General features: G+C 42.0%; 10 protein-coding genes and 1 pseudogene. 2 read left to right on the plus strand and 9 right to left on the minus strand.

The window, feature by feature from the left end; translation table 11 throughout:
* Positions 1–170: 170 nt before the first annotated feature.
* The 9 genes from Q8M62_RS21485 to Q8M62_RS21525 form a co-directional block, all read right to left on the minus strand.
* Positions 171–2582, minus strand: a complete 2412-nt coding sequence (locus Q8M62_RS21485; RefSeq protein WP_304899557.1) for an ABC transporter permease — start codon at positions 2580–2582, stop codon at positions 171–173.
* A gap of 130 nt (positions 2583–2712) precedes the next feature.
* Positions 2713–5190 carry an ABC transporter permease gene (locus Q8M62_RS21490; RefSeq protein ID WP_304899558.1) on the minus strand — a complete coding sequence of 826 codons (2478 nt, stop codon included), beginning with the start codon at positions 5188–5190 and terminating at the stop codon, positions 2713–2715.
* Positions 5191–5369: 179 nt separating this feature from the next.
* The gene (locus tag Q8M62_RS21495) at positions 5370–7814 is read right to left on the minus strand and encodes an FtsX-like permease family protein (RefSeq protein WP_305668248.1); all 2445 of its coding nucleotides are present in this window, start codon (positions 7812–7814) and stop codon (positions 5370–5372) included.
* A 163-nt stretch (positions 7815–7977) separates the two neighbouring features.
* Positions 7978–10395: an ABC transporter permease gene (locus tag Q8M62_RS21500; RefSeq protein ID WP_304899560.1), complete on the minus strand. Its 2418-nt coding sequence runs from the start codon at positions 10393–10395 to the stop codon at positions 7978–7980.
* A gap of 113 nt (positions 10396–10508) precedes the next feature.
* Positions 10509–11441, minus strand: coding sequence for a DUF4097 family beta strand repeat-containing protein (locus Q8M62_RS21505; RefSeq protein WP_304899561.1), 933 nt, complete (start codon positions 11439–11441; stop codon positions 10509–10511).
* A gap of 577 nt (positions 11442–12018) precedes the next feature.
* Positions 12019–14397, minus strand: a complete 2379-nt coding sequence (locus Q8M62_RS21510) for an ABC transporter permease (RefSeq protein ID WP_305668249.1) — start codon at positions 14395–14397, stop codon at positions 12019–12021.
* A 226-nt stretch (positions 14398–14623) separates the two neighbouring features.
* Complete coding sequence (locus Q8M62_RS21515) at positions 14624–16978, minus strand: ABC transporter permease (RefSeq protein WP_305668250.1); 2355 nt, start codon at positions 16976–16978, stop codon at positions 14624–14626.
* Between the two features lie 149 nt (positions 16979–17127).
* The gene (locus Q8M62_RS21520) at positions 17128–19581 is read right to left on the minus strand and encodes an ABC transporter permease (RefSeq protein ID WP_305668251.1); all 2454 of its coding nucleotides are present in this window, start codon (positions 19579–19581) and stop codon (positions 17128–17130) included.
* 216 nt (positions 19582–19797) lie between these two features.
* Positions 19798–22206, minus strand: coding sequence for an ABC transporter permease (locus Q8M62_RS21525; RefSeq protein ID WP_305668252.1), 2409 nt, complete (start codon positions 22204–22206; stop codon positions 19798–19800).
* Positions 22207–22577: 371 nt separating this feature from the next.
* Between Q8M62_RS21525 and Q8M62_RS21530 the strand changes: the two genes are divergently transcribed.
* Together Q8M62_RS21530 and Q8M62_RS21535 are read left to right on the plus strand one after the other, a co-directional pair.
* On the plus strand, positions 22578–23735 hold the full coding sequence (locus tag Q8M62_RS21530) for an FG-GAP-like repeat-containing protein (RefSeq protein WP_305668253.1): 1158 nt from the start codon (positions 22578–22580) through the stop codon (positions 23733–23735).
* A 512-nt stretch (positions 23736–24247) separates the two neighbouring features.
* Positions 24248–24454 (plus strand): annotated as a pseudogene (locus tag Q8M62_RS21535) (transposase); the annotation flags it as partial.

Here is a 24454-nt window from a genome sequence, read left to right on the forward strand (position 1 = left end):
AGGTTAAAGGTGACCGATGTCAGGTGACCGATGACCGATGTTTCAGGAGATTCAACTTAAACTTTACCTACTGACCAGTGAGACTGACCACTGAAAATACTCACTGCAACTACCTACTTCATTTTTGTATCCCTAAAAATTGATCATAGAAAATTGAACATTGCTCAGTGCTACTCATCCTTCAACACCTTTGCCGGATTGGTTTGAGCAGCGATGTAGGAATGAAGCCCCACGATCAGAAGGCAAATCAACATGACGCCAAGACCCGAAAGAACAAAAAGGAAATAAGGCATCTCGACCCGATACTCAAATCCATCAAGCCAATCTCTGAGAAAGTAATATGCCGGAAAAACGGCCAGCAAAAAGGACATTCCTACCAGTAAGAAATACTCTTTGGAAATCAACCCTAGAATCTGTGCCAAGGAAGCGCCGAGGACTTTACGGATGCTGATTTCCTTGGATCGCTGTGCGATCGTATGAGAAGAAAGCGCAAACAATCCCATAATTGAAATCAAAATAGCCAACACGCAAGCGGCACCAAGCACATTTCTTATCCGCAGATCTTCGGCATAGAATTGCGCGATTTGCTCATCCAAAAACTTAAATTCAGCAGTTTCATAAGGATAAATACTCTTGTAAATGGTCTCAAGCTCCTGTTTTGCAGCGGCAAGGTTTTGACCAGACGCAAGTTTGACCGTCACTGACTGGAAAAATTTTGGATTGGTCGTCATGATCATGGGTTGAATTTCTTCCCGTAATGTTCTAGAGTGAAAATTATCAAAAACACCTACAATCTTCTTTTGCCCTCCACCGAATCTTATTTCAAGGTTTAATCCTTCTTCCGGATCTGTTATTCCTGCTTCTTTCAGAAAGTTTTTGTTCACCAAAATCTCATCAGTCTGGATCAATTGGCTTTTCCCTGCCAACAGCGGTATTCCATTCACACTTATAAATGCTGAATCTACATTCATCACTTGCACATAAAGCTGCTTCTCTGTAGTGTCAACAGGAATGTAGGAATCCGATGTCCAAAGGCTTGTGGACGACACGAGACTACCACTCAAACTTGAACCTTTGACAGCTGAATTTAGATTGAGACGATCTTGCAGCTGCACCATCTTATCCGGATCGGACATAAATGGTAGACTGCTGTACATGATGGCGCCTTTATCAAATCCTAAGGGCTGACTGGATACAAACCTGATTTGATAATTGAGCACCAAAACCAAAATGATGAAAGCAATGGAAGAAGAGAACTGCAGAACAGTCAGATTTTTTCGAAGAAATACCCCGAAGGAAAAACCTTGATGTGCCAATTTCTCCCCTTTCAGCGCTCGCTGAGGATCATATCCAGAGAGGATCATCGATGGATAAATCCCGGATACTATTGAAAGAAGTATTGGAAAGACCAGATAGAAAACGACATTTTGAATGGCGAAGAAATCCATAGCAAATCCGTCCGGCAAATAAGATATAAAAAGGGTACGCAGAAACTCCACAAATACCAATCCTACACCGGTTGCTAAGATTACCAGAAGGTACGTTTCGGTCAAGAATTGTAAAATTAGCTCTACCCTTCTTCCCCCAAGCGTTTTTCGGATTCCAACTTCCTTGGCGCGGCTTATGGCTTGAGCTGTTTCAAGATTAATGAAATTAAGTGTAGCCAAAGCCAAGATAATCAATCCAATATAGATGAGTCCATTGAGAAATACTTTAGACACTGAGGAATCAATATAATTTTGACCGAAATGTATTTCTGATAAAGGCTCAGCTGTAAAACTTGTCTTGCTTTCCTGATCTTTTTCGTAATGCTTTTCAGAAACTGTATTAAGAGACTCTTTAAGCATTTCGGCCGAAATGAGAGGTTCAGCCTTGATGAAAAGCTGCGAACTGGAATTGACATTTCCCCAACTATGAAGGCCATACCATTCTTTTTGCTCCTCGGTTTGGATGGTAGAAAAAGATATAAAGTTCTTGAAAATGAAATCTGTGTTTTCGGTATAATCCTCCACCACCCCGGTCAGTTGAGTTCGGATGGTATCTCTATCGATCCAGATTATTTCTTTCCCCAGCGCATCTATCGGTTCGACTCCCGGGAAATACTTTTGCAAATTGCTTTGAGTAATTACTACGGAGTTTGGGTTTTCAAGTGCATTGGCAGGATTTCCTGCAAGCCATTTTCTGGGGAAAATTTTAAAAAATCCAGGGTCTGCATAAGTAGCCTCGCCAGTTCTACCCATGACTCTATTTCCCTCCGAAACCACCACCAAAATTTGGTAAAGTGTGTTTAGCCTTCCTTTTGATATTATACCGGAGACCTCTGAATCGATCACTTCCCCTAGCGGACCCGGCGTCCCGGAGTTGGGATAACTTGCTCCTCCTGTATATTCCGTCAGGGTATTTATCCGAAAAATCTGATCTCGATCTGGGTGAAAGCGGTCAAAACTGTTGGCATGCCAGACCACATTGAAGATCAAAAAGCAAATCGAAATACCCAGGGAAAGTCCAAGGATATGAATGGCAGTTCGGAGTCTATTTCGAGTCAAATTCCTCCAGGCGATAGTGAAGTAGTTTTTGAGCATGGTTTTTTGTTGAATCAGTTAATTGACTATTAGTTGAATTGTTGGTGGTTCAATGTTCAATGTTCAAATGGCCTCGAAATCTCTTGTTTCTTTGACTTGATATTTGATACTAAATAAATGATACTTCCAATTACTCGCTTCTCAGGCTGCCACTTGGGTTAGCCAATGCTGACTTCATGACTTGTAAACTAACTGTAAACCAAGCAATTGCCAAAGAAACTAGACCTGCCACAATGAAAATCCACCATGAAATCTCTGTCTGATAGGCGAAATTTTCCAGCCAAGTTTCCATTGCCCAATATGCCACAGGAGAGGCCAGCAGAATTGCTAAAAGCACCAGTTTGATAAAATCCCAAGAAAGCAATTGTGCCAATTGTAGCGTTGTGGCACCCATTACTTTTCGAACCCCTAACTCCTTTATCCTTCTTGCAGTAGTAGCCGCAATCAATCCAAATAGCCCAATACACCCAATCAAAACCGAGAGCAGGGTAAAGACGCCGAATGTGACACCCGCTTTCTTATCCTCACGATAGAGTGCATCAATTTCATCATTTAGAAAACTCATTTGCAGCGGAACTTCCGAACTGAGTTCATTCCATCGGGAAGCTACTGATTCATAGGTATTGGCCGCATTTCCTTCATGGAGTCTGAGTGAAACATACAGCTGCCTTGGGTAGAAGGTCTTTGATGAAAAATGAAAAAAAGCAAATGGCATGATTGGAGAATGAAGCGATTCATTGTTGAAATCCCGGATTACCCCGATCACCTCAAAGCGTTGATTTCGATTGCCTGGATAGACGATATGATTTCCAACAGCATTCTCTGGTGTCCAACCGATCTGTTTAACCGCAGTTTCATTTAGAACAACGGAAGTCGAATCATTAAAATCCTCTGAAAAAGATCTTCCATAGAGCAACTCGAAACCAAGTGTCTTGATAAAATAATCATCCACTTGAAAAGATCCCAAAGCAATGTCTTTGATTACATCCGGAGATTTATCAGACGGTTCGGGTATATAAAAATCACCGAAAGAATATTTGGAAGGAACACCGGTGGACAGACTCACCGACTTTACGCCGGAAAGTCCACGCAATTCTTCCAACAGTGATTCATCAGATTTTCCCAATTTTTCCACTTGGCTTAGAAGCAGTACCTGTTCCCGATCAAATCCCATATTCATTTCCTGGGTATAGCGTAGTTGCTTATAAATAACCAGAGATGAAATGATCAATGCAGTTGAAATCGCAAACTGAAATACCACCAATCCATTTCTGGTGAATTGCTCGCTAAAAAAACTTCCTGCCTGAGCATTTTTCCTGAAAATGGACATCGGAGCAAAACTACTCAGATAGAACGCTGGATAAAGCCCAGAGCATAGGGTGGTCAAAACCCATAAAGCGGAAATGGTTAGGAAGTAATTCCAGTTGGTAAAGTCATTGATGTGAAAAGCTTTACCTGTCAATTGATTAAAAGCAGGAAGAAAACCATAAAACAGAAAGGTGCCGATTACCATAGCCATTAGGCTAAATAGGCCTGATTCGATTAAAAACTGAACAGACAATGTCATTCTGGAGGATCCCAAAACCTTCTTTATTCCTACCTCCTTGGATCTTCGAAGAGCATTGGCAGTAGTCAAGTTCATACAATTGATACAGGCCATGGCCAAAATCAACCAACCTATGAATAAGAATGTCTTTACAATAGTCGGATTACCATGTGAAATATGCGCACTGAAAATATCGCTAGAACCTAAATGTACTTCCTCCAATGGTTGAAGCTGCAAATTCCATCGACCACCATTGGCAAGAAATTCATCGAAAGGTTTCCCTATTCGTTCAAAAGCTCCAGCTGCCAAAAGTTTCACTATCGAGGGAAGTTTTTCTTCAATCTTTCTTACCGATTCTGGGTTTGCGGACTCAGGATTGAGTTTTACAAAAGTGGTCATCTGAAGCCAAACCCAGCTCCATTCAAAGCGCTCAATCACAGGATTGGCGCTATTGGGAATTAATAGATCAAATTGCAGGGAGGAATTTGAAGGAAGGTCAGCAAGCACTGCTGTTACGTTAAAAGGTTTGCTCCATTCATCTAATTGAAGTTCTTTTCCAATAGGTTCTTCATCTCCAAAATATTTCTGTGCGATAGTCTCCGTCAATACAATGGAATAGGGATCGGATAGTCCTGTTTTGAAATTTCCACTTATAATTTGATATGGAAAGAAATTTAAAAAATTGGAATCAACCGAATACAGATTAGTTTCTGAAAAGACCTTTTTATCGCCTCCGGATGAATAACTCACATTTTCTGGTGCCAATTTATAGACTCTAGTAAACTCCTCGATTTCTGGAAAATTGTCAACCAAGGCTTTTCCAACTGGAGGTGGAGTGGTTCCTCCCACGAACTCTTCAGGCCCCATTTTCCCGTCGATATTCACTCGATAAACATATTCAGAACCTTCAAAAAACTGATCGTATCCTTGCTCATCCTGGACATAAATTCCAATAAACAGCACACACATCAGTGCGATAGCAAGCCCGCAGATGTATAACCAGCTATTTAGCTTTTGGTTAACCAGATTTCTCCAGGCGATTTTAAAGTAGTTTTTGAACATGGGGTTATGAACTTGGGAGGTTGGAAAGTGGTCAGTTGGTAAAGTTGTAGGGTTTCCTTTGGTCAAAATCCAAACTCTATCTTAGCCCTGGTAAATCGTATTTCACAAATCGAAAATCTTGTCTCGCTTCTTGTATCTCGCTTCTTGCTTCTAATTTCTTGATACTTGCTACTTCCCAACTACTCATCTTTCAGGGTTGTGACAGGGTTCATCTGAGTTGCACGGAATGCTTGAGCAGAGACGATAGCCAGTGTAAATCCAATCCCAGCAAGTGCCAAAACAATGAAACTTATCCATGATGGCCATTCTCGGACAGCAAATTGAGCAATCCAATCTTGCATCAGATACCAGCTTAACGGTAATGCAATCAGCACTCCTGCAAGCGTAATAAACAGAAACTCTTTATTGAACATCCAAGAAATACTCAGGCTCGAAGCACCAAGTACTTTTCGGATTCCGATTTCTTTGGTTCGACCGGCGATACTCAAAGCTGCCATTGCCAGCAAGCCCATCGCGGCGATCAGAATTGCAATTCCAGCTGCCAAAAAGACCATTTTCCCGAGCCTTTCATCGGCTCGATACTGAGCCTCCACTGCTTCATCCATAAAACTGAAACTAAAAGCCTCAGATGGAAAAACTTTCCCCCACTCCTGCTCCAACATGGACCGGAAAGCTTCAAAATCCGTCCCAGTACCCTTTACCATCACTTTTGGATTTGTGGACGAGCTAATGCTCAAATTTGTGATTCCGCTGAACACAGTCATAGGACTTTTAGCCAACATTACCGGTTCGATTTCCTGATAAAGAGAGGAGTGGTGAAAATCCTTGACCACTCCCACAATTTGATGGGGACTAAAATCTGTGTTCGGAAGCATTTGAGCTGTGGCATCGGTCCAGTTCATCGCTTGTGCAAATTTCTCATTGATCAAAATTGCGCTACTATCTGCTCCAGGTTCAACTAAAAAGTCTCTTCCTTCCACTATTTCAAGTCCCAAAGTCTTGATGTAATCTCCTCCCACAAAGTTTACCCGGAAATTAAATTGCTTTCCATCCTCCAGCGGAAAACCAGCATTCCAAAATGCATTATCTCCATAAATGGATATCGTAAGTGCTGCAGAACTCACTTCTATTCGTCCTGTCAGCGCCTGTCTAAACTTCTCTGCCTGCTGAAACCCTTCCGAAATTGACTTTACAAAACTGGTGCTTGGTACATCGGGAATATCCACCAAGACTACCATTTCCTGATCAAATCCAAGATCATATTCCCGAATGGCGCTCATTTGATTCACCATAATCAGGGTAGTTGCAATCAATAAAAAGGAAATAAAGAACTGAAATGCTACCAGTCCCTTTCTTAAGGCCTGCTTCCCAAAGCGTACCGAAAGATTTCCTTTCAAAACTTTAATCGGACGAAGACTTGATATAAAAAACGCTGGATAAGCTCCTGCCAATCCCGTGATTACCAGTATCAAACTGATTAAAATTCCAAGTTGAATAGGTCCATATACGAGTTCCAGTTTCTTTTCAAAAAGGTCATTGAAAGTCGGAAGAAGAACTTCAGCGAGAAGCAATCCCACTAATGCTGCGGAGATAGTAATCAGAAAGGCTTCGGTCAGAAACTGAAGAACCAACTGGCTGAATTCCGCGCCCATAGTTTTGCGTACACCGACTTCTTTGGCTCTTGTCGTGGACCTGCCAATTGCCATTGTAGTAAAATTTATACAGGCTATTAGAAGAATCAAAAAAGCTATTCCTGCCAATATCAAAAGCAAATCGGGACGTGTGGTCTCCACCATACCATTTTTTGGATTATCCGAAATATGCATTGTGGTAATGGCATGCAAAGAAAAAAAGTAGTCTCCTTTTACGTAATTTTCACCCAAAACTTTCTTCATCATCGGATCAATTCCGGACTCAATTTCCCATTTGACATCCGGTCTAGTTACTTTCACATAGGTTTCACCAAACACATTGTACCAGGAATTTTGCATTTCCTTTCCAATTGAAAAGTCCATGTTTTGATCATTCATGAGCATTTCAAACTGAATACTGGAATTGGCAGGTGGATTTTTCAACAAGCCTACCACTTGGTACTCCTCAAAGTTATCCCCCATTCGAATTCGGATACTTTTCCCGATCGGATTTGCATCAGCAAAGTATTTTTGTGCTACTTTTTCAGTGATAACTACACCAAATTTGTCAGTCAACACTTGCTCTTTATCTCCTTGGATTAGCTCAAAATCGAATATTTTGAAGAAATCAGGACCAACCATCAAATAGCTTTGACTTTGGGTTGTCGACTCATCCAAATAGGCTTGTGCAGATCCCCCAATCACGCGGGTGACATGAGTGATTTGAGGGAATTCATCCACCAACGCGGGGGCAGTAATTATTGGAACAGAGTAGGAATCATTTATTTCTCCATCAATCCTTTCATGGCGCTGAACACGATAAATCAGTTCGCTCTCTTGATGGAAATCATCAAAACTCAATTCAAATTGTACAAAAAAGAAAATCAGGATGCTGACTCCCAGACCCAAAGACAAGCCTATTAGGTTGATTCCTGTATGAAGCTTGTTCTTAGTCAAGTTCCTAATGGCGATTTTAAAGTAGTTTTTGAACATGGGGTTGGGAAGTTAGGAGGTTGGGAAGTCAGGAGGTTGGGAGGTTGGGAAGTCAGGAGGTTATTAGTTATTAGTTATTGATTCCGAAATCCCAATTCCGAAATTTGCTTGTCGTTTCATCTCATTTCTTGATACTTATGTCTTGATACTTGATACTTTAAAATCACTCATCCTTCAAGCTATCCACCGGATTGGCTATAGCTGCCCGAATTGCTTTTGAACCGACAGTAAGGATAGTCAGAACCAGCGAAGCAAACATTACCAGTAGGAATAAACCGGCGGACAATTCGGTTTTATAGGCAAAGGTTTCCAGCCAGTCTTTCATCATGAAATACGCCAAGGGAATTGCTATCCCGAAGGCAACAAAGACCATGATGATAAATTCACGGGAAAGCAGGTAGGTGATTTGTCCAACGGATGCTCCAAGCACTTTACGGATACCGATTTCCTTTACCTTCTGACCGATCATAAAAGACACCAATCCATATAACCCAATGCAGGAAATCAGCAGTGCCAAACCTGCAAAAAGCTTATACACCAAGGCGAGCTTCTGTTCTGATTCATAAAATCGCGCAATCGATTCATCCAGGAAAGTCGCTGTTAAGATCTGTTCCGGATAGACCAACTCAAATTGCTCCCGAATTGAAGTTAGCGTTGCCTGACCGGCAGATTTGCCAAGGCGAACTGCCACTTGACGGTATTGGGAATTCCTACTTGTAATTACCAGTTGCTTTATTTCCTCTCGGAGGGAATTTACCGTAAAGTCCCTGACCACTCCGGTAATGGGTACCCATTGCCCACTTCCCAAGCGTATTAATTTTCCAATGGCTTCATCAGCGGAAGGAATCATAAGTTTTTTAGCCATGGTTTCATTGATCACCACATTTCGGACGGTGTCACTTGCTGGATATCCGGTTCCCGCTACAAAATCCATTTCGTAGAGGATGAAATAGTCTTCATCTGCGAACTTGAGAAATGCGGGAAAAGGGATATCCTCGCTTTTCTGATCGTAATAAAAGTTTGTAGCGGAGTTGTTGTCTGAGGAAGGCACATCCGAATGCATGCTCGCAGTCATCACACCGGGAATCCGAAGCAATTCTTGCTTGAAAGTCTCTATTCTTTGGTTTTCCTTTGAATCACTTGGCACTTCCATGTAATAGACTGCTTCCTTATTGAATCCCAAATCAGTTTCCTGAACGAGGTTCATCTGCCGCACAGCGATCAAAGTACCGATCATGAGGATTTGTGCGATCGCAAACTGAAGGACGACCAACCCTCTTCGAACGGAAACACCGCCAATTTCTGCTCCCTGAAACTTGTTTTTCAATGCCTGAATGGGTTTAAATCCCGAAATAATCAGTGCAGGATAAAAACCTGAAAGAAGTGTGAGGACTAGTAAAAGCAGAATTATAAATCCTGCCATCACTGGCTGAAATAAATTGACCTCAGCCGGTACATCAGCAATTTTGTCCAAAAATGGCAACAACAGATTAGCCAAAATCAAGGCCAAACCTGCCGAAATCAGCACAGAAAGAAATGTCTCTCCCAAGGATTGGATAATCAGCTGAGCCCTTGAACTTCCCATCACTTTGCGGACGCCGATCTCCTTGCTTTTCCCTATAGCCAGGGAAGTGGTCAGATTTATAAAGTTGATGGATGCCATGACCAGAATGAATAGACCAACAAGGACCAAAGTTTGAATCGTGGACTTCCGAACAGTCCTGCCACTCAGCGGTTCCAAATCAGCATTGAAGTGAATTTCGCTTAGCGGCTGCAACCTGTGGGATTTGATTGAGGTCCCTCTGCCTTCAAAGTGCTTTTTAGAAAATCCATCCAATTGCCTTTGCAGCATGGTCAGATCGGCATTTGAATCAGTCAAGACATAGACCTGGAAATTGCTCCCCGTACTCCCCCACTCTTTGAGATCATATCCAAAAATATCCTGGTGAGACCGAATGGTCACATACGATACGAGCAGGTCAAAATAAAAATTGCTGTTGGCTGGAATGTCAGTCACCACACCTCCTACCAAAAGTGAAATTCCGTTGGTCAATTCAATCGATTTACCTAAGGCATTTTCCCATTTACCAAAGTATTGCTCGGCTGCAGTTTGCTTCAAAACGACTTGATCGGGCTCATCTAGGGCTTTTTCACTTCCTGAAATAAATTCCAAATCAAACAGGTCTTTGAATTCGGCAGTAGAAAAAAACAGGTCTTCCGCGAGGTGTTTCTCGGGAGTTTGGGAATTACCGTCTCGTTGGACATTGACTTGCACCTGATGGTGGACGATCACCGGTACCACCTTTTCGAAGCCGAGCTTTTCGCTCATCAGTGCATCGGGAAATGGATTGGCCACCCCCGGCGTGTACTCCAACCCATCTTGAGTTTTATCCTGCGTGTAGATGCGATAGACCTGCTCGTATTTACTTTGAAACTTATCAAAACTGAGTTCGGATGATACTACCAAAAAAAGCAGCAACGCTGCTGTCATCCCGATAGTCAGACCCAAAATATTGATCGCCCCAACCCATTTGCTTCGGGAAAGTGAGCGCCAGGCGATTTTGAAGTAGTTTTTGAGCATGGGGGTTTGGAAGGGTATTGGGTAAATGTTATTAAGTTATTTGTTATTAGTTATTTGAAAATATCAGATCTTGTGTCTTGAGTCTTGGCTCTTGAATCTAGCATCTTGTCCCTTCAATTAAACTCGAGGTTGATACTGCCCCCGGAGCTATGCATTGTCACCGGAATCCCTCCTCCGTTGATCTTGCCTAAAATCCGGTCTTTTTTGATTTCTCCATCAAAATTTGAAAGCGAGGAGTTTACCCTTCCGCCACTTAAGTCTAGATTCATACCCAATCCTTTGGGGACGATTGCAGTAATACTGCCTCCGCTGGACTTCATACTCAGTGATTTTTCGACGCTGGAGAGCTCCGCTTTGATAGATCCTCCACTGGAATTTACATTGATACTACCTCTGATAGCTGCGAGATTTACGCTTCCACCCGAACTTCCCACTATCAAATCTCCGGTAAGTCCATCGACTTTGGTGGAACCTCCACTGGTCTGCACCTCTACCCCACCTATGAAGTTTTCAACTCGAAATGATCCCCCTGAACTTCGGGTTTTGAGATTCCCTTCACTGTTGAGTACGGTGATACTTCCACCGCTCGTCGCAATATCTTGATTCCCTTTCAGTCCAGCTATCGCAATTGACCCCCCACTGGATTGAAATTTGGAAGACATTTCTTTGGGCACTTGGATTTTAAAGGACAGGTTAATTTTGCTTCGCATGCTGTGATTTTTCCTTTTTACAATCAGCGAAATAGTATTGCCGCTTTGGCTGATATTGATGGTATAGTTTTCAAGTTCCTTTTTTACTGCGGCATTTTCTGTCTCCATTTCTTTCCCGTCCAGTTTCACATACATGTCCACCACGACGCTATTGCCACTTGCTCCAGTGACGGAGAAAGCAGATCCTGAGGTTTCTACATGGAGATTACCGGCTCCATTGAGAGTAAATTTCTTAGTGAGGTAGGGATCCACTCTAAACTCAGCTGCAAAAGCAGTGAGTTGCAGCGAAAGAAAAACAAGGAGCGTAATTACGAAGGTTGTTTTCAGAAGATTCATAATGTTGGAGTTATTCGGTTCTATTTATTTATTTACCTACTATTGTGCCATTAAAAAAGGCGGATTGACCACTCTAAATGGACTTTTTAAGAATTTCTGCTAGTTAGCTCGGACATTTTTGTTCGATTACGGGCGGATTGTTTAGATCCCTGTAGGCACTGCTTTTAATGTGATTGTCTCCTTGACCCGCCATCCCAAGAATTTTAACCCTGTTAAACCTCAATTCCCGCAGTCTATTTTTTTAAATTTCATTTAAGAACCGGAGTATCAATCCTTGATGGATCCGGTCGAAATTCCACTCTTACATTTTACCATTGAAGTAACCAATCACCTAATTTTCTATTGTCTTGTGTCTAACGTCTTGTAACTAAAATCAAACCTCCAGCCTTTACTAAAATCACCTCTATACCCTTTTAAGAAGATTCGTTTTCAAAATGAAATCTGTAGACTATGGGGAGTTGTCCTTCTCCGGTCGTCCGACTTCGGTTTCCTGTCTTGACACCAGATACTTGCACCTTGTTTCACTTCTTGCCTTGATACTTTCATCTTGGCTCTAGATAAGACTCGACACTTTCAGCTACTCATTTTTAAGAGTTTCTACGGGATTCTTAATTGCTGCTTTGAAAGACTCAATTCCCACTGTTAGGATTGCGACGACAAGGGCAAAGACTCCGGCAATACCGAAATACCACCATTCTATTTCCACTTTGTAGGCGAATTCCTTAAGCCAAATCGTGCCTGAAAAATAGGCTATCGGTATGGCTAACACCATGGCAAATAAGATCAGCAGAACAAAATCCAAGGATAGCATCCTCACGATACTGTTTACCGATGCGCCCATCACTTTGCGAACACCCACCTCCTTTTCTCGTGATTCAGCATTGAAAGCGGCCAGTCCAAACAGGCCTATGCAGGAGACAAAGATGGAGAGCGATGCCCCCGCAGTGATCATTTGTTTCCATTTAGCTTCGCGTTCATAGCGCTTCAGATTGCTTTCTTCTTCAAAACTGTAATCAAATGGCATAAAAGGAACATGAGTGCGAAACACCGATTCAATCTTTTTAATTGTCTCTGCTGAATACCCATCATTAAGCTTGATGAAAAGCGACTCCAACTGATATTGTGGATCCTGTGTAAGCACCAAGGGGCTGATTTTTTCCTTCAATGATGCAAAATGGTAATCTCTGATCACCCCAATCACTTTCATTTTCTTGTTTTTCCAGTCAAAATCTACCTCTTGACCTTCTCCGCTTGCCCAACCTACCTGCTTCAAAAATGCCTCATTGACAATGATGGATTCATCTGGATCTGTGCTGAATGCGGAGGAAAAGTTTCGCCCCTCGACCAATTCGATCTCAAGGGTACTTAAGAAATTGTCATCCACCCCGATATAGCCAAACTCAATATTTTCATTATTGACTTTTGCCAAAGTTCCGTTATAGTTGCCATTATAAGCACCTACAGACGATACTTCTGCCATAGTTTGAAGCTCCTGTTTGACAGCATCTAGCGCAGCAGCATTTCCCCGAAATCCATTCACCTTCATCACGCCTTTGTCCTCATAGCCCAAATCAAGGGATGTCAAAAAATTGAATTGGGAGAAAATCAAAATTGTACCTACCACCAAGCAAATCGAAAGCGTGAATTGGAAGACTACAAGGCCTTTGGTTAAGAAGTTTTGTTTAAAAAGCTTAGCCCTTTTTTGTATCGTTTCATAAGGGTCAAAACCAGAAAGAACCAATGCAGGATAAAATCCAGCTACCAATCCAGTCACAATCAATAAACCGAAAAAGGCTACTATGAGCTCAAAATCCATTAGATAACTCAATGACAATTGCTTATCTGAAAGCACATTGAATACAGGTAGCACAAACTGGCAAAGCACAAGTGCCATTAAAAACGCTATCAAGGTGATCAGGAATGATTCAGTCAAAAACTGAAAGATCAACTGACCTCTGTGACCTCCGATAACCTTACGGATCCCGATCTCTTTAGCCCGTTTCAAGGAACGTGCAACTGCAAGGTTAACAAAATTGATGCAGGCTATGAATAGGATAAAAAACCCGATACCACCCAGAATGTAGGAATAAATCGGATTGCTGGTTCGTGTAATTCCATTCCGATCACTATCCAGCCCGGTATCCATATGAATATCAAGAAATGCCTGTAAACTGAAACTCACTTTTTGGTCAAATCTGGGAGCATTGGCAAGTTCTTCTGCCACATTACCTTCAAAAATTCGAGTCATTTTTGCTCCAACCTGATTCGGATCTGCGTCCGGATAAAGCAACACAAAAGTATTCAGGTAAAAGCCCAACCATTCGTCGGAGGTCCATCCTTGTGCCTCTTGCCAGGCAAATGATATCATACTATCAAATTGCAAGGTGGAGTTTTGCGGAATAGTGTTGACAACTCCGGTTACCACAAATGACTCAAACTGATCATTGACCTTAAGTTCTACCACTTTGCCGAGGGCATCACTGGTACCGAAATAGTTTTCAGCCATTTCTTTTGTCAGAACAATTGAGCCGATGTCGGAAAAGACAGTTTTGGGATTACCATGGATCAAGGGCAATGAAAAAATCTCGAAGAACCAAGGATCTGCAAAAAGCACAGTGGCATTAAGTAATTCATCTCCTTTCTTGATGACAAATGGCTGAGATTGAGTCCGAACAATCTCCCGGATTTCAGGAATTTCTTCCTTAAAAGTGGAACCATGTATCGAATTGGTACTAGCAATAGTCATTGAATCATTCGGTGAAACCATGGTAACTTTGATGCGATAGAGATCATTTCCATTTTCCTGAAATCTGTCAAAAGACAATTCATCTTTCACATACAAAAGGATCAGAATACAGCAGGTTAGTCCAAGAGCCAATCCCCCCATATTGACTAAAGAGAAAACTTTACTTTTGAGCAAATTTCTCCAGGCGATTTTGATATAGTTTTTGAGCATGGTTTCTAATTGGGAATACTTATCCGTCGTCGCGGATTGAAAGTTTTAGAATTGGAAAGCGGTTAGGAGGTAAAATTGTAAGGTTTCCTTTGGTCAAGGGCCAAAATCTATTCAAGCCCTCGTAAATCATATTTCGTAATTCGTAAATTCTTGTCTCATGCTATCTTTCTCTAGCTTCTTGCTTCTAAAATCTTGATACTGATGTCTTGATACTAGATACTTTCCTTCACTCGCTTTTCAGTGTCTTCGCCGGATTCACCATGGCAGCTTTGATAGCTTGAGAGCTAACTGTTAGAAATGCAATCAACAACGCAAGAAGAGCTGTCCCGAAGAACACCTTCCAATCTAGCTCAATCCGATAGTCAAATCCTGCCAACCATTCGCTCATGGCATACCAAGTAATGGGCACACCGATCAGCATGGCGATCAGCACCAGTTTGGTAAATTCTCCGGAAAGTAAAAGCACCAATCCCTTCACGGAAGCTCCTAGCACTTTTCTTACAGAAATCTCTTTGCTGCGCTGCTCTGCAATAAATGCTGCCAAACCAAACAGCCCCAAACAGGAAATCAAGATTGCCAGTACAGAGAACACGGTAGTTAGCGACTTGACTTGCTGTTGATCTGCAAATTTTCGGGCGTGGACCTCATCGGCAAAAGTATATCCGAATGGCGAACCGGGATTGAATTTCTTAAAAATCGCCTCTAATTGAGCTATCGTTTCTGGTAAATCGGCTTCAGAAAGGCGGATATGGATAAAGTTCTGCTCGATCTGAGGCCCAAAAATCAGGATCCCGCCCGGCTTACCAAATGGAGAATCGATGATAAAATCCTTGACCACGCCGATAACATGATATTCCGCATCGCCGTCTTTGATGATCTCTCCGATAGGATTTTCAAATCCCATAAATCCCAAAGCAGTTTCATTAATCAAAACTGAAGAACTATCTGCAGGATTGGTATAAACATCGATATCACGACCTGCAATGAGTTCCAATCCGGCGGTTCTCACCACATGGGCATCTGCTCCCATCCGTTGGATTGTAGGCATGAATGCATCATCTTTTCCCTGCCATTTCATCATATTAGTGTCGCTGTATTGTTCGGTGAAAGGAGAAAAAGTACTGGAAATCGATATCACTCCTGGCAAGGCTTCTACTTCGCCGCGCAGCGCTGAAAAGTTTGTCTTCAGTGATCCCGTCATTTGGTGGTAAATCAAGTTTTCGGTATTCAACCCAAAGTCTCGGGTTTGGACAAATTGCATTTGATTTCGAATGATCCAGGTACTGGCAATCAAGACCGCCACGATGGTAAACTGGAAAACTACCAAAGCTTCTCTTGGTTTAAACCAAGTTTTTGTGAAACTCATGTGGGACTTTAAAACCATTGCAGGTCTGAACGAACTCAGTAGAAATGCAGGATAAGCTCCTGCGAGGCTACCCGTCAGCAATACATATCCAAGAGAAAAAAACCAAAAATAGGGTTGATTATAAGGCAAACTCAGTTCCTTACCGATCAATTGATTGAATCCCGGAAAAGTCAGGGTGATCATCAACAAAGCCAAGACATATGCTGCCACAGAAATCAAAACAGATTCAGCGAGAAATTGAGCAATCAGCATGCTCCGGTCAGCACCGGAAACTTTTCGGATGCCTACCTCTTTGGCTCGTTTTTCACTTTGAGCCGTGCTGAGGTTGACAAAATTGACGCAAGCGATCAGCAGGATGACAATTCCTACCAGACCAAACATCCGGATCAGATCTATTCTTCCACCAACCGATTTTCCATTTTCAAATTCGCTCTTTAGATGAAGATAAGATATCGGAAACAGAAAATCACTCGTGTTTTTGATATCTGCATTTCGAAGAGAGAAATCTTTGAATTTCTCATTGAATGTGGTCAAATCGGTTCCAGGTGCCAGCATCGCAAAAGTCCGGCAGTTATTGTTTCCCCAAAAATCTCCCGCCCAGCCCATTACTTCCATCTTTTTGAAGGGAAGAAAAGCCGTGAACCGAAAATCAGTGTTTTGGGGTAAATCTTCTATCACAGCCTTAACCTCAAAATCTAATTGAGACTCAACTTTGACTGATTTTCCAATTGGAGAATCTTCTCCAAACAGCTTTTTGGCAACCGATTTGGTCAACACGATATTATCCGGAGATTTCAAAGCCTCTATGGGATCCCCCTCCATAACTTGGAAACTGAACATCTCAAAAAAGCCGGGATCAACAAACGAGACTTGCTCGTAGAAACTTTTCTCTCCTACCGCCAAGACCATTGGATCCCATTCCGTAACATGTGTCACTGCTTCTACCTCAGGATATTGCTCTTTCAGCGCAGGAGCATAGGGTGTTGGTGTATAGTCCCAACTCAATACATTTTCTTGATTCACATTCGTGCGCCAGACGGCATAGATCCGATCAGACTTTTCGTAAGAACTGTCAACAGAAAATTCAAAATGAATCCAAACCATAATCAGAACTGATGCTGCCATACCCACAGCCAATCCAAAAATATTGATCAAAGCAAATCCTTTTTTTCTGATAAGGTTTCTCCAGGCGATTTTGAGGTAGTTTTTGATCATTTTCAGAGTATTTAAAGATTGGAAAATTTCAAAATTGGAAGATTCGAAGATTTGGGTTAAAAAGCTTAAGGGTTATTAGTTGTTAGTTATTGGTTATTGATTCCGAAATCCCAACTCCGAAATCTTGTTTCTTGTCTCTTGCTCCTTGCCTACTCACTCCTTAAAAGCTTCGTAGGATTAACCCAAGCAGATTTAACCGTCTCAAAACTCACGATCGCAACAGAGAATAGTACTCCCACCAGCAGTGAAAGGAGAAAGACTCCCACGCCGATGCTGGTCTTGACAGCAAAATCCTCCAGCCAAAGACTCATTAAGTAGTAGCTTGCCGGGATGGAAATTGCGACCCCAATCAGCGTAATCCGGATAAACTGCTTATTGAAAAGCAGGGAAATCTCTGTCGTGGTGGCACCCATTACCCGACGGATTCCGATTTCCTTCAACCGGGATGAAATTGCCAAAGAAGCCATGGCAAAAAGTCCCATTCCTGCAATAATCAAGGCTACGATAGATGCCAAAGTCACCAAGGAACTCAAACTGTTCGCCTGAACATATTCCGCAGCAATCTGGTCCTCTACAAATGAATAACTAAACGGGTCAGAACCGTAAAGATCCTTCCATACTTTCTCTATTTTGGAGATAAAGGCCTGTTTGTCTTCAGCTTTTACTTTGATATAGACCTTGGCGATCATCTGATCTTCCATGGTCAGATTTCTCATTCCCTGAAAGAAATTTTCCGGCTTCATGACCAAAATTGCCGGCTCAACGGGCTGAAAAAGGCTCTCGTAGTGAAAATCTTTTACCACTCCCACTGCCCTGTTTTCTCCAAATGGACGCTCACTCTGCAAACTTTTCCCAAATACTTCATCCCAAGCCAAGGCTTTTTTCATTGATTCATTTAGAATAAATGCATTACTCTGATCTGATGGAGTGGCAAGGGAGAAATTTCGGCCTTCCAAAACTTCCAGTTCAAAGAAATCCACATAATCTTCATCCACAATATTGAGATGGAAGTCAATCCCGGAGTCTTTGCCCGGCTCTCTGAAACCCACCGAAAACCAAGCATTATCCCCATACATTGCGGTAGCCATTGCCACATTGGAAACTTCCGGGAATTTTCTCAGCTCATTTTTGAAGGGTTGCGCATAGGAAAAACTTTTGTCAATCTGATCCAAAAGTCCCTGTGCGGCAGGAGGTGGCACCATCACTTGAATGATGTCATCCTTGGCAGCACCTAAATCATAATTCTCCACAGTCTTCATCTGCCGCACCATCACCAGGGTACAGGTAATCAGCATCATGGATATGAAAAACTGAAATGCCAGCATGCTCATACGAAGATTTTGCTTCCCAAATTTGAGACTGAGGCCTGACTTCAAAACTTGAACAGGGCGAAACGAAGCAAGAAATAGGGAAGGATACGCCCCTGCCAAAAATGCAATGACCAGACCAATCACCAGCAATATCATCACCTGGTCCAATGAAAAATTCAAAGAGAGTTGTGTTTGCATCAGGGAATTGAAAACAGGCAAAAGAAGTCCTGCCAACAAAAGCCCCAAACCCAAAGAGAGCACAGTGAGAATCACAGACTCGGCCATAAATTGACCGAAAAGCTGTCCCGCGCCTGCACCCATACTTTTTCTTACGCCAACTTCTTTGGCTCGGCTTGCTGAATTGCCAATCGCCATCGTGGTGAAGTTGATGCAGGCGATCAGGATGATCAAACCTGCGATTCCGGCCAAAATCCATAAAATTCGAGGATTGACTACAGCTGCTATTCCCGTTGGGATCTCAGGGTTTAAATGAATATCGGTCATGGACTGAGTTCCGAAGCCATAGTTTGCAGCTTCCTGTTGATCCTGAAAAGTTCTGGCAATAAAGTCCTTGGTTTGTTTTTCAAAAGTCTCAGGAGTCATCCCATTTTTAAACTTCGCATACCCATCCCCAAAAGACATGTACCAATGCGTACGCATATTTTCCGGAAATTGGATTTCCAGATTGGAATCATGCATGAGGATTTCATAGCTGAGACTGGAATTTGCGGGGGCATTTTCGATGATACCGACTACTGAATAGTTGAGCAATTCATCCGTTATCCGCACTTGCAACTCTTTGCCGACAGGATCTTCGTCTCCAAAAAATCGGGCGGCGGCAAGTTCAGAAAGCACTATTCCTCCCCGCTCGTCCGCTGTTTTGGGATAGACGCCTTTCAGTATTTTGTATCCGAACATTTCAAAAAAGTCGGAACTGACCATCGTCACAGACTGATTGAACCCGTCGCCATTGGCTCTCTTTACCAAAAAGTTGTTGGGGACGAAATTGGTGTAATCAACCTGATCGGCCATATTCTCCTCAATGACTGGCTGAAGGGCCAATGGCAAAGAAGGGAAACGAACCTCGCCTTGGTCTCCGTTTTGAACTCTCAGAATCCGATAAAGCGATTCGCTTTCAGGATGAAAAGAATCAAAACTCAGGTGAAACTGCACGTAAAAAAACAACAAAATCGTCACGGCTACTCCTACAGTCAAACCGATCAAATTGATCAGGGTGTAGGATTTGTGTTTCAGAAGATTACGGAATCCGACTTTCAGATAATTGATCCACATAGCAAGAAAAATTAATTTATTGGTTTAGCTCAAATCAAAGGGCCTTGAATGATTGCACTTTCGATCACGCTCTCTTTTTCCACTTTTGTGCCATGAAAAAAGCCCAAAATCAAGCGATTTGGGCCCTTTACAGTTTTTTCAGCAGAATACTCCGAACATTTTTGTCCGATGACGGTCGATTATTAGATCAGATAAGTCAGACACAAAGTTCCTCATTTACTCTGATTTCAAAGATTTTACAGGATTTGCCATAGCAGCTTTGAACGCATGAAAACTGACGGTACCAAAAGCAATCAAAACAGCAACCAATCCAGCCGTTACAAAAATCCAGATGCTGAGATCGATTTTATAGGCAAAATTCTCCAGCCATTTTTCTGCGGAAAAATATCCCAATGGCGCAGCGATCAGAATTGCGATTAAAACCAGCATCAAGAATTCTTTGGATACCAAGGTGGTGATATCCCATGTGGTAGCGCCCAATACTTTTCTGATACCGATTTCCTTGATTTTCTGTTCTGCTGTAAATGCTGCCAATCCAAACAGTCCAATGCAGGAAATTAATATGGCAATCACTGTGAAATATAGAATGATGGTGGAAGTTCGCTTTTCAGTTTGATAGTTTCTTTGGAAATCCTGATCTAAAAAAGAATAAGCAAATGGTGTGGCGGGATTGAAAGATTTCCATGCTTTTTCCACAAAAGAAATCAAATCAGCTGTCCGTTCTGATTCAAATTTCGCCACCAGAAATGGCGGTTGACTTGTGAATGGAAAAGCCAAAGGCTTGATGTTTTTGTGGAGACTTTCAAAATGAAAATCTTTTACTACACCTATAATTTCCCAGCTATTCTTTTGGCCCTGCCATTCCATGATCAGCTTTTTTCCAATAGCCTCTTCTACACCAAATCCAAAAGCTTTGGCAGTGGTCTCATTCACTACCAATCTGCTGCTGTTTTCTGTAAAATCTTCAGAATATCCTCTTCCGGCCAAGATTTCAAGGTCCAAAACCTCAAAGAAATCGTTGGAAACCCTGTTGATATACACATCAACCACATCATCAACTGTTTTTCCTTCCGGATAGAGCAACCAATCCTGAAGAACTTTCAAGCCGGGATATGAAGATCCACCACTTACCATGCGAATGCCTTGTTGACTTTCCAATTGGGATTTGAATACGGAATAATTTGCCCTTGCTTCTTCACTTTGTAGAGGGACAACTAGCTGCTGTTCCTTGTCAAACCCAAGGTTGCTATCGGTCAAAAAACTCATCTGCCCTTGAATGATGAAGGCCATAGCAATCAGTGCAACCGAAATTACAAATTGGAAAACTACCAAACCCTTTCTGATGGATACTGCAGCAAAGCCATTGGTTCTGCTTCCTTTTAATATTGCAACAGGGCGAAACCCGGATAAATAAAAAGCTGGATAAATTCCTGCCATAAGTCCGGTAATCAGCGTCAGTCCAAAAATTATCGGAAACAATAAAGGGTTGCCAAACAGGCCGAGTGATTTTTCAGTAACATTATTGAAAATAGGCAGCAGAAGTTGCAATAGTAGAAAAGCCAATAGCAATGCAAAGACGCTCATTAGGAGGGATTCGCCCATGAATTGTTTTACTAATTCACCTCTTCCCGCGCCTATTACTTTTCTCACGCCGACCTCCTTTGCCCTTTTTTCAGATCGGGCAGTAGAAAGGTTCATGAAATTGATACATGCAATCAACAGCACAAAAAACCCGATTGACCCAAATACAAAAAGGTTTCGAAGGTTGCCATTGGTATCCACCTCATATCCTAGATCAGAGCTGAGATAAATATCCTTTACAGGCTGCAAAAAGAGAGAAAGCGATATTCCCACTGAAGCGGATTCTTTCAGTTTGTCTTGGTAAAAAGCCTTCAACTTGGTTTCAACTTCCTCCAAGGTTTTACCTTCCTGTACCTTGATATAGGTATGAAACATATTGTTGTTTGGCCAGGAAGTCTCACTGCTAACCCAATTTCCAATGTCGGAATTGGTGATAGAAAGAAAGAAATTGGCTCTAATGTGTGATTTTGGAGAATCCTTAAAAACACCTTTTACCGTGTAATCGAAACTTCCTTCCGGTAGGCCTATAGTAATGACTTCATTGATAGGGCTTTGATTACCAAATACTTTCAAAGCCAAAGTTTCGGAAATAACCATGGTATTGTTTTCAGAAAGCACCTTTTGAGGATTCCCGGAAACAAACTCATAAGTCAACACATCAAAAAATGTAGAATCCACATAATATCCATTGCTCTCATTGAAAATCCTTAAGCCCTCTTCTCCTTCGTAATTGAGAATCATGGTCTCCAACATGGGATATTTCAGCAATCTGGCAGTCTGCAAGATCTCAGGAAACTCAGCCTTCAGGGCTAAAGCCATGGGTGCAGGGGAGGCAGCAGAATTGCCCTCCGGAAAATTGATAGCGACACGATAGAGATTATCCAAATCCTTGTGATGCTTGTCAAAACCACTTTCATCCCAGATATACAAAAGCAACAGAATACAAGTCGCCAATCCCACACCAAGTCCGATCACGTTAATCAGAGAAATGGACAAATTCTTCCTAAAACTTCTTAAGGCTGTTTTGAAGATGTTCTTTAGCATGACTAAGTTGATTAATGGATAACATGGAATAGTACCTTAAATCCAGTTTTATGCCATGAAATCGAGCATAAAATAGCCATCAAACTAAGGGATGATTATAAGTCGGTCGAGACTAAAATAGCTGGCAGACAGGCATTTTTAGCATTAAAAAAGCAATTGATATTCATTCGATAAAAAATAAAATTGACTTTCTTATCGCTCATTTTTGATCTTTGAGTCGTCTAAGTCCGAACATTTTTGTTCGCTATCGGTCAAAGTCACTATACTTACATAGGTCTTGTGTCCGCTATTTTTTCGATTTCAAGAATTATCATCCCCCCCGATTTTGCTCCTAAATTCCTTATATTTAACTAGTAACAGACCAAAAAACTATGTTTTTCACTCTCATTATCTTCTTGTCTTTGGCCTATCAGACAGCAAAAGCTCCAATTTTTGAAGAACAGATCCTAGACTCCGAAGTAGCGATCGGCTATGGATTGGCAATCGGAGATGTGGATGGGGACGGGAAAGTAGACATCATTTTAGCCGACAAAAAGCAATTTGTTTGGTATCGAAATGGCGATTGGAAGAAGTTTGTGCTAGCGGAGAATCTCACCCAATCCGATAATGTCTGTATTGCGGCACGGGACATGGATGGCGACGGCAAAGTAGAAATTGCCGTTGGGGCGCAGTGGAATCCCGGAGAAACCTCAGATACTGAAAAGTCCGGCGCGGTCTTTTACCTCATTCGCCCCGAAGACCCCACCCAAAAGTGGACTTCCAAGCAACTTCACCATGAACCCACCACTCATCGCATGCGCTGGGTAAAAAATGGCAATAAAGCTCATCTGATCGTAGTCCCCCTGCATGGCAGAGGCAATGCCAATGGGGAAGGTGCAGGAGTAAAAGTGATAGCTTACGAGTTGCCTGAAAACCCATCAGATGAGTGGAAAATAGTTGTAATCGATGACAGCATGCATCTGACCCATAATTTGGACGTGATCGGTTTTGACAGTGATAATTTGATCCTTTTAGGAGGAAAAGAAGGTGTCAAGCTTTTATCTCAATCCAGATCGAATTGGAATTCGGAGAAAATAGGACTTCCAAGCAGCCCAAGCGTGGGGGAACTCCGATTGGGAAGTGGTGCCAACCAAGCCCCTTTTTTGGCTACGGTCGAACCCATGCATGGCACGACGCTGGTAGCTTACGAGGGATTTGGCGATAATCTCAATTCTGAAAACGTAAAAAGAACTGTCCTGCACTCCCAACTCAAAGACGGCCACGCTCTGGCTGTTGCCGATTTTTTGGGTCTCGGATTGGATCAGATTGCCGTGGGTTGGCGCTTGCCCAATGAAGCTGGAGAATTTGGAGTGAAGCTTTTTGTACCAAAAAATGGTTCATTCAGCGAATTCGAGGAGTTTTGGATTGACAAAAATGGAATGGCCTGCGAGGATTTGCAGGCGGCGGATCTCGATGGAGACGGGAAACCAGAACTCATCGCATCCGGCAGATCCACCAAGAATCTGAAGATTTATTGGAATCGGAATTAGGAGAATCTGAAATTGTGGGGGTCACACACTTTAGCAAGAATGACATTGAATAGCAAACTTCATTTTTCTCGCCCAGATGGGTTGTCCCTCTCACATTAAAGTTACTTTTTAGTTGAATTTTCATTAACCATTAAGGAATTAAGAAAATTAAGAACTCCTTGAAATCAAAATTTGTGCTTGCCAGCTTCCATGAGGCCTGTTCCTTCAACTTAATATCCTGAATGCTCTTAATGGTTAAAATCAATCAAATCTTTATATTCGGAAAATCAGTGAGTTAGGACACTCACTGCGGCTGAATTGTTCGCCCACGTGAGTGTCCCCACTCGCGTAATTGAGATTAATTTTAAACTATAACTTTTTTCGCTATGGAATTAGAAAAGGTCTACTTCTTCACATCCACTATTCATAATTGGCTCCCACTATTAAGAAAGGATTCATTCAAGGAAATAATTACTTCCAGTTTGAAATTCCTAAAACTAAAAGGACTAATTAACATTTACGGATTTGTAATTATGCCAAATCACATCCACCTGATTTGGGAAATGCTGGAAATGAATGGAAAAGAATCGCCTCATACGAGTTTTCTGAAGTTTACAGGACATCAATTTCTTCAAAAACTCAGAAAAGAGGATTTAAAAACGCTCGAAATGTATCAAGTCAGTTTGACAAATAAGAACCATTGCTTTTGGCAAAGAGATGCATTACCGATTGAGGTTTAT

It is taken from the genome of Algoriphagus sp. (assembly GCF_030694375.1).
GTDB lineage: Bacteria > Bacteroidota > Bacteroidia > Cytophagales > Cyclobacteriaceae > Algoriphagus.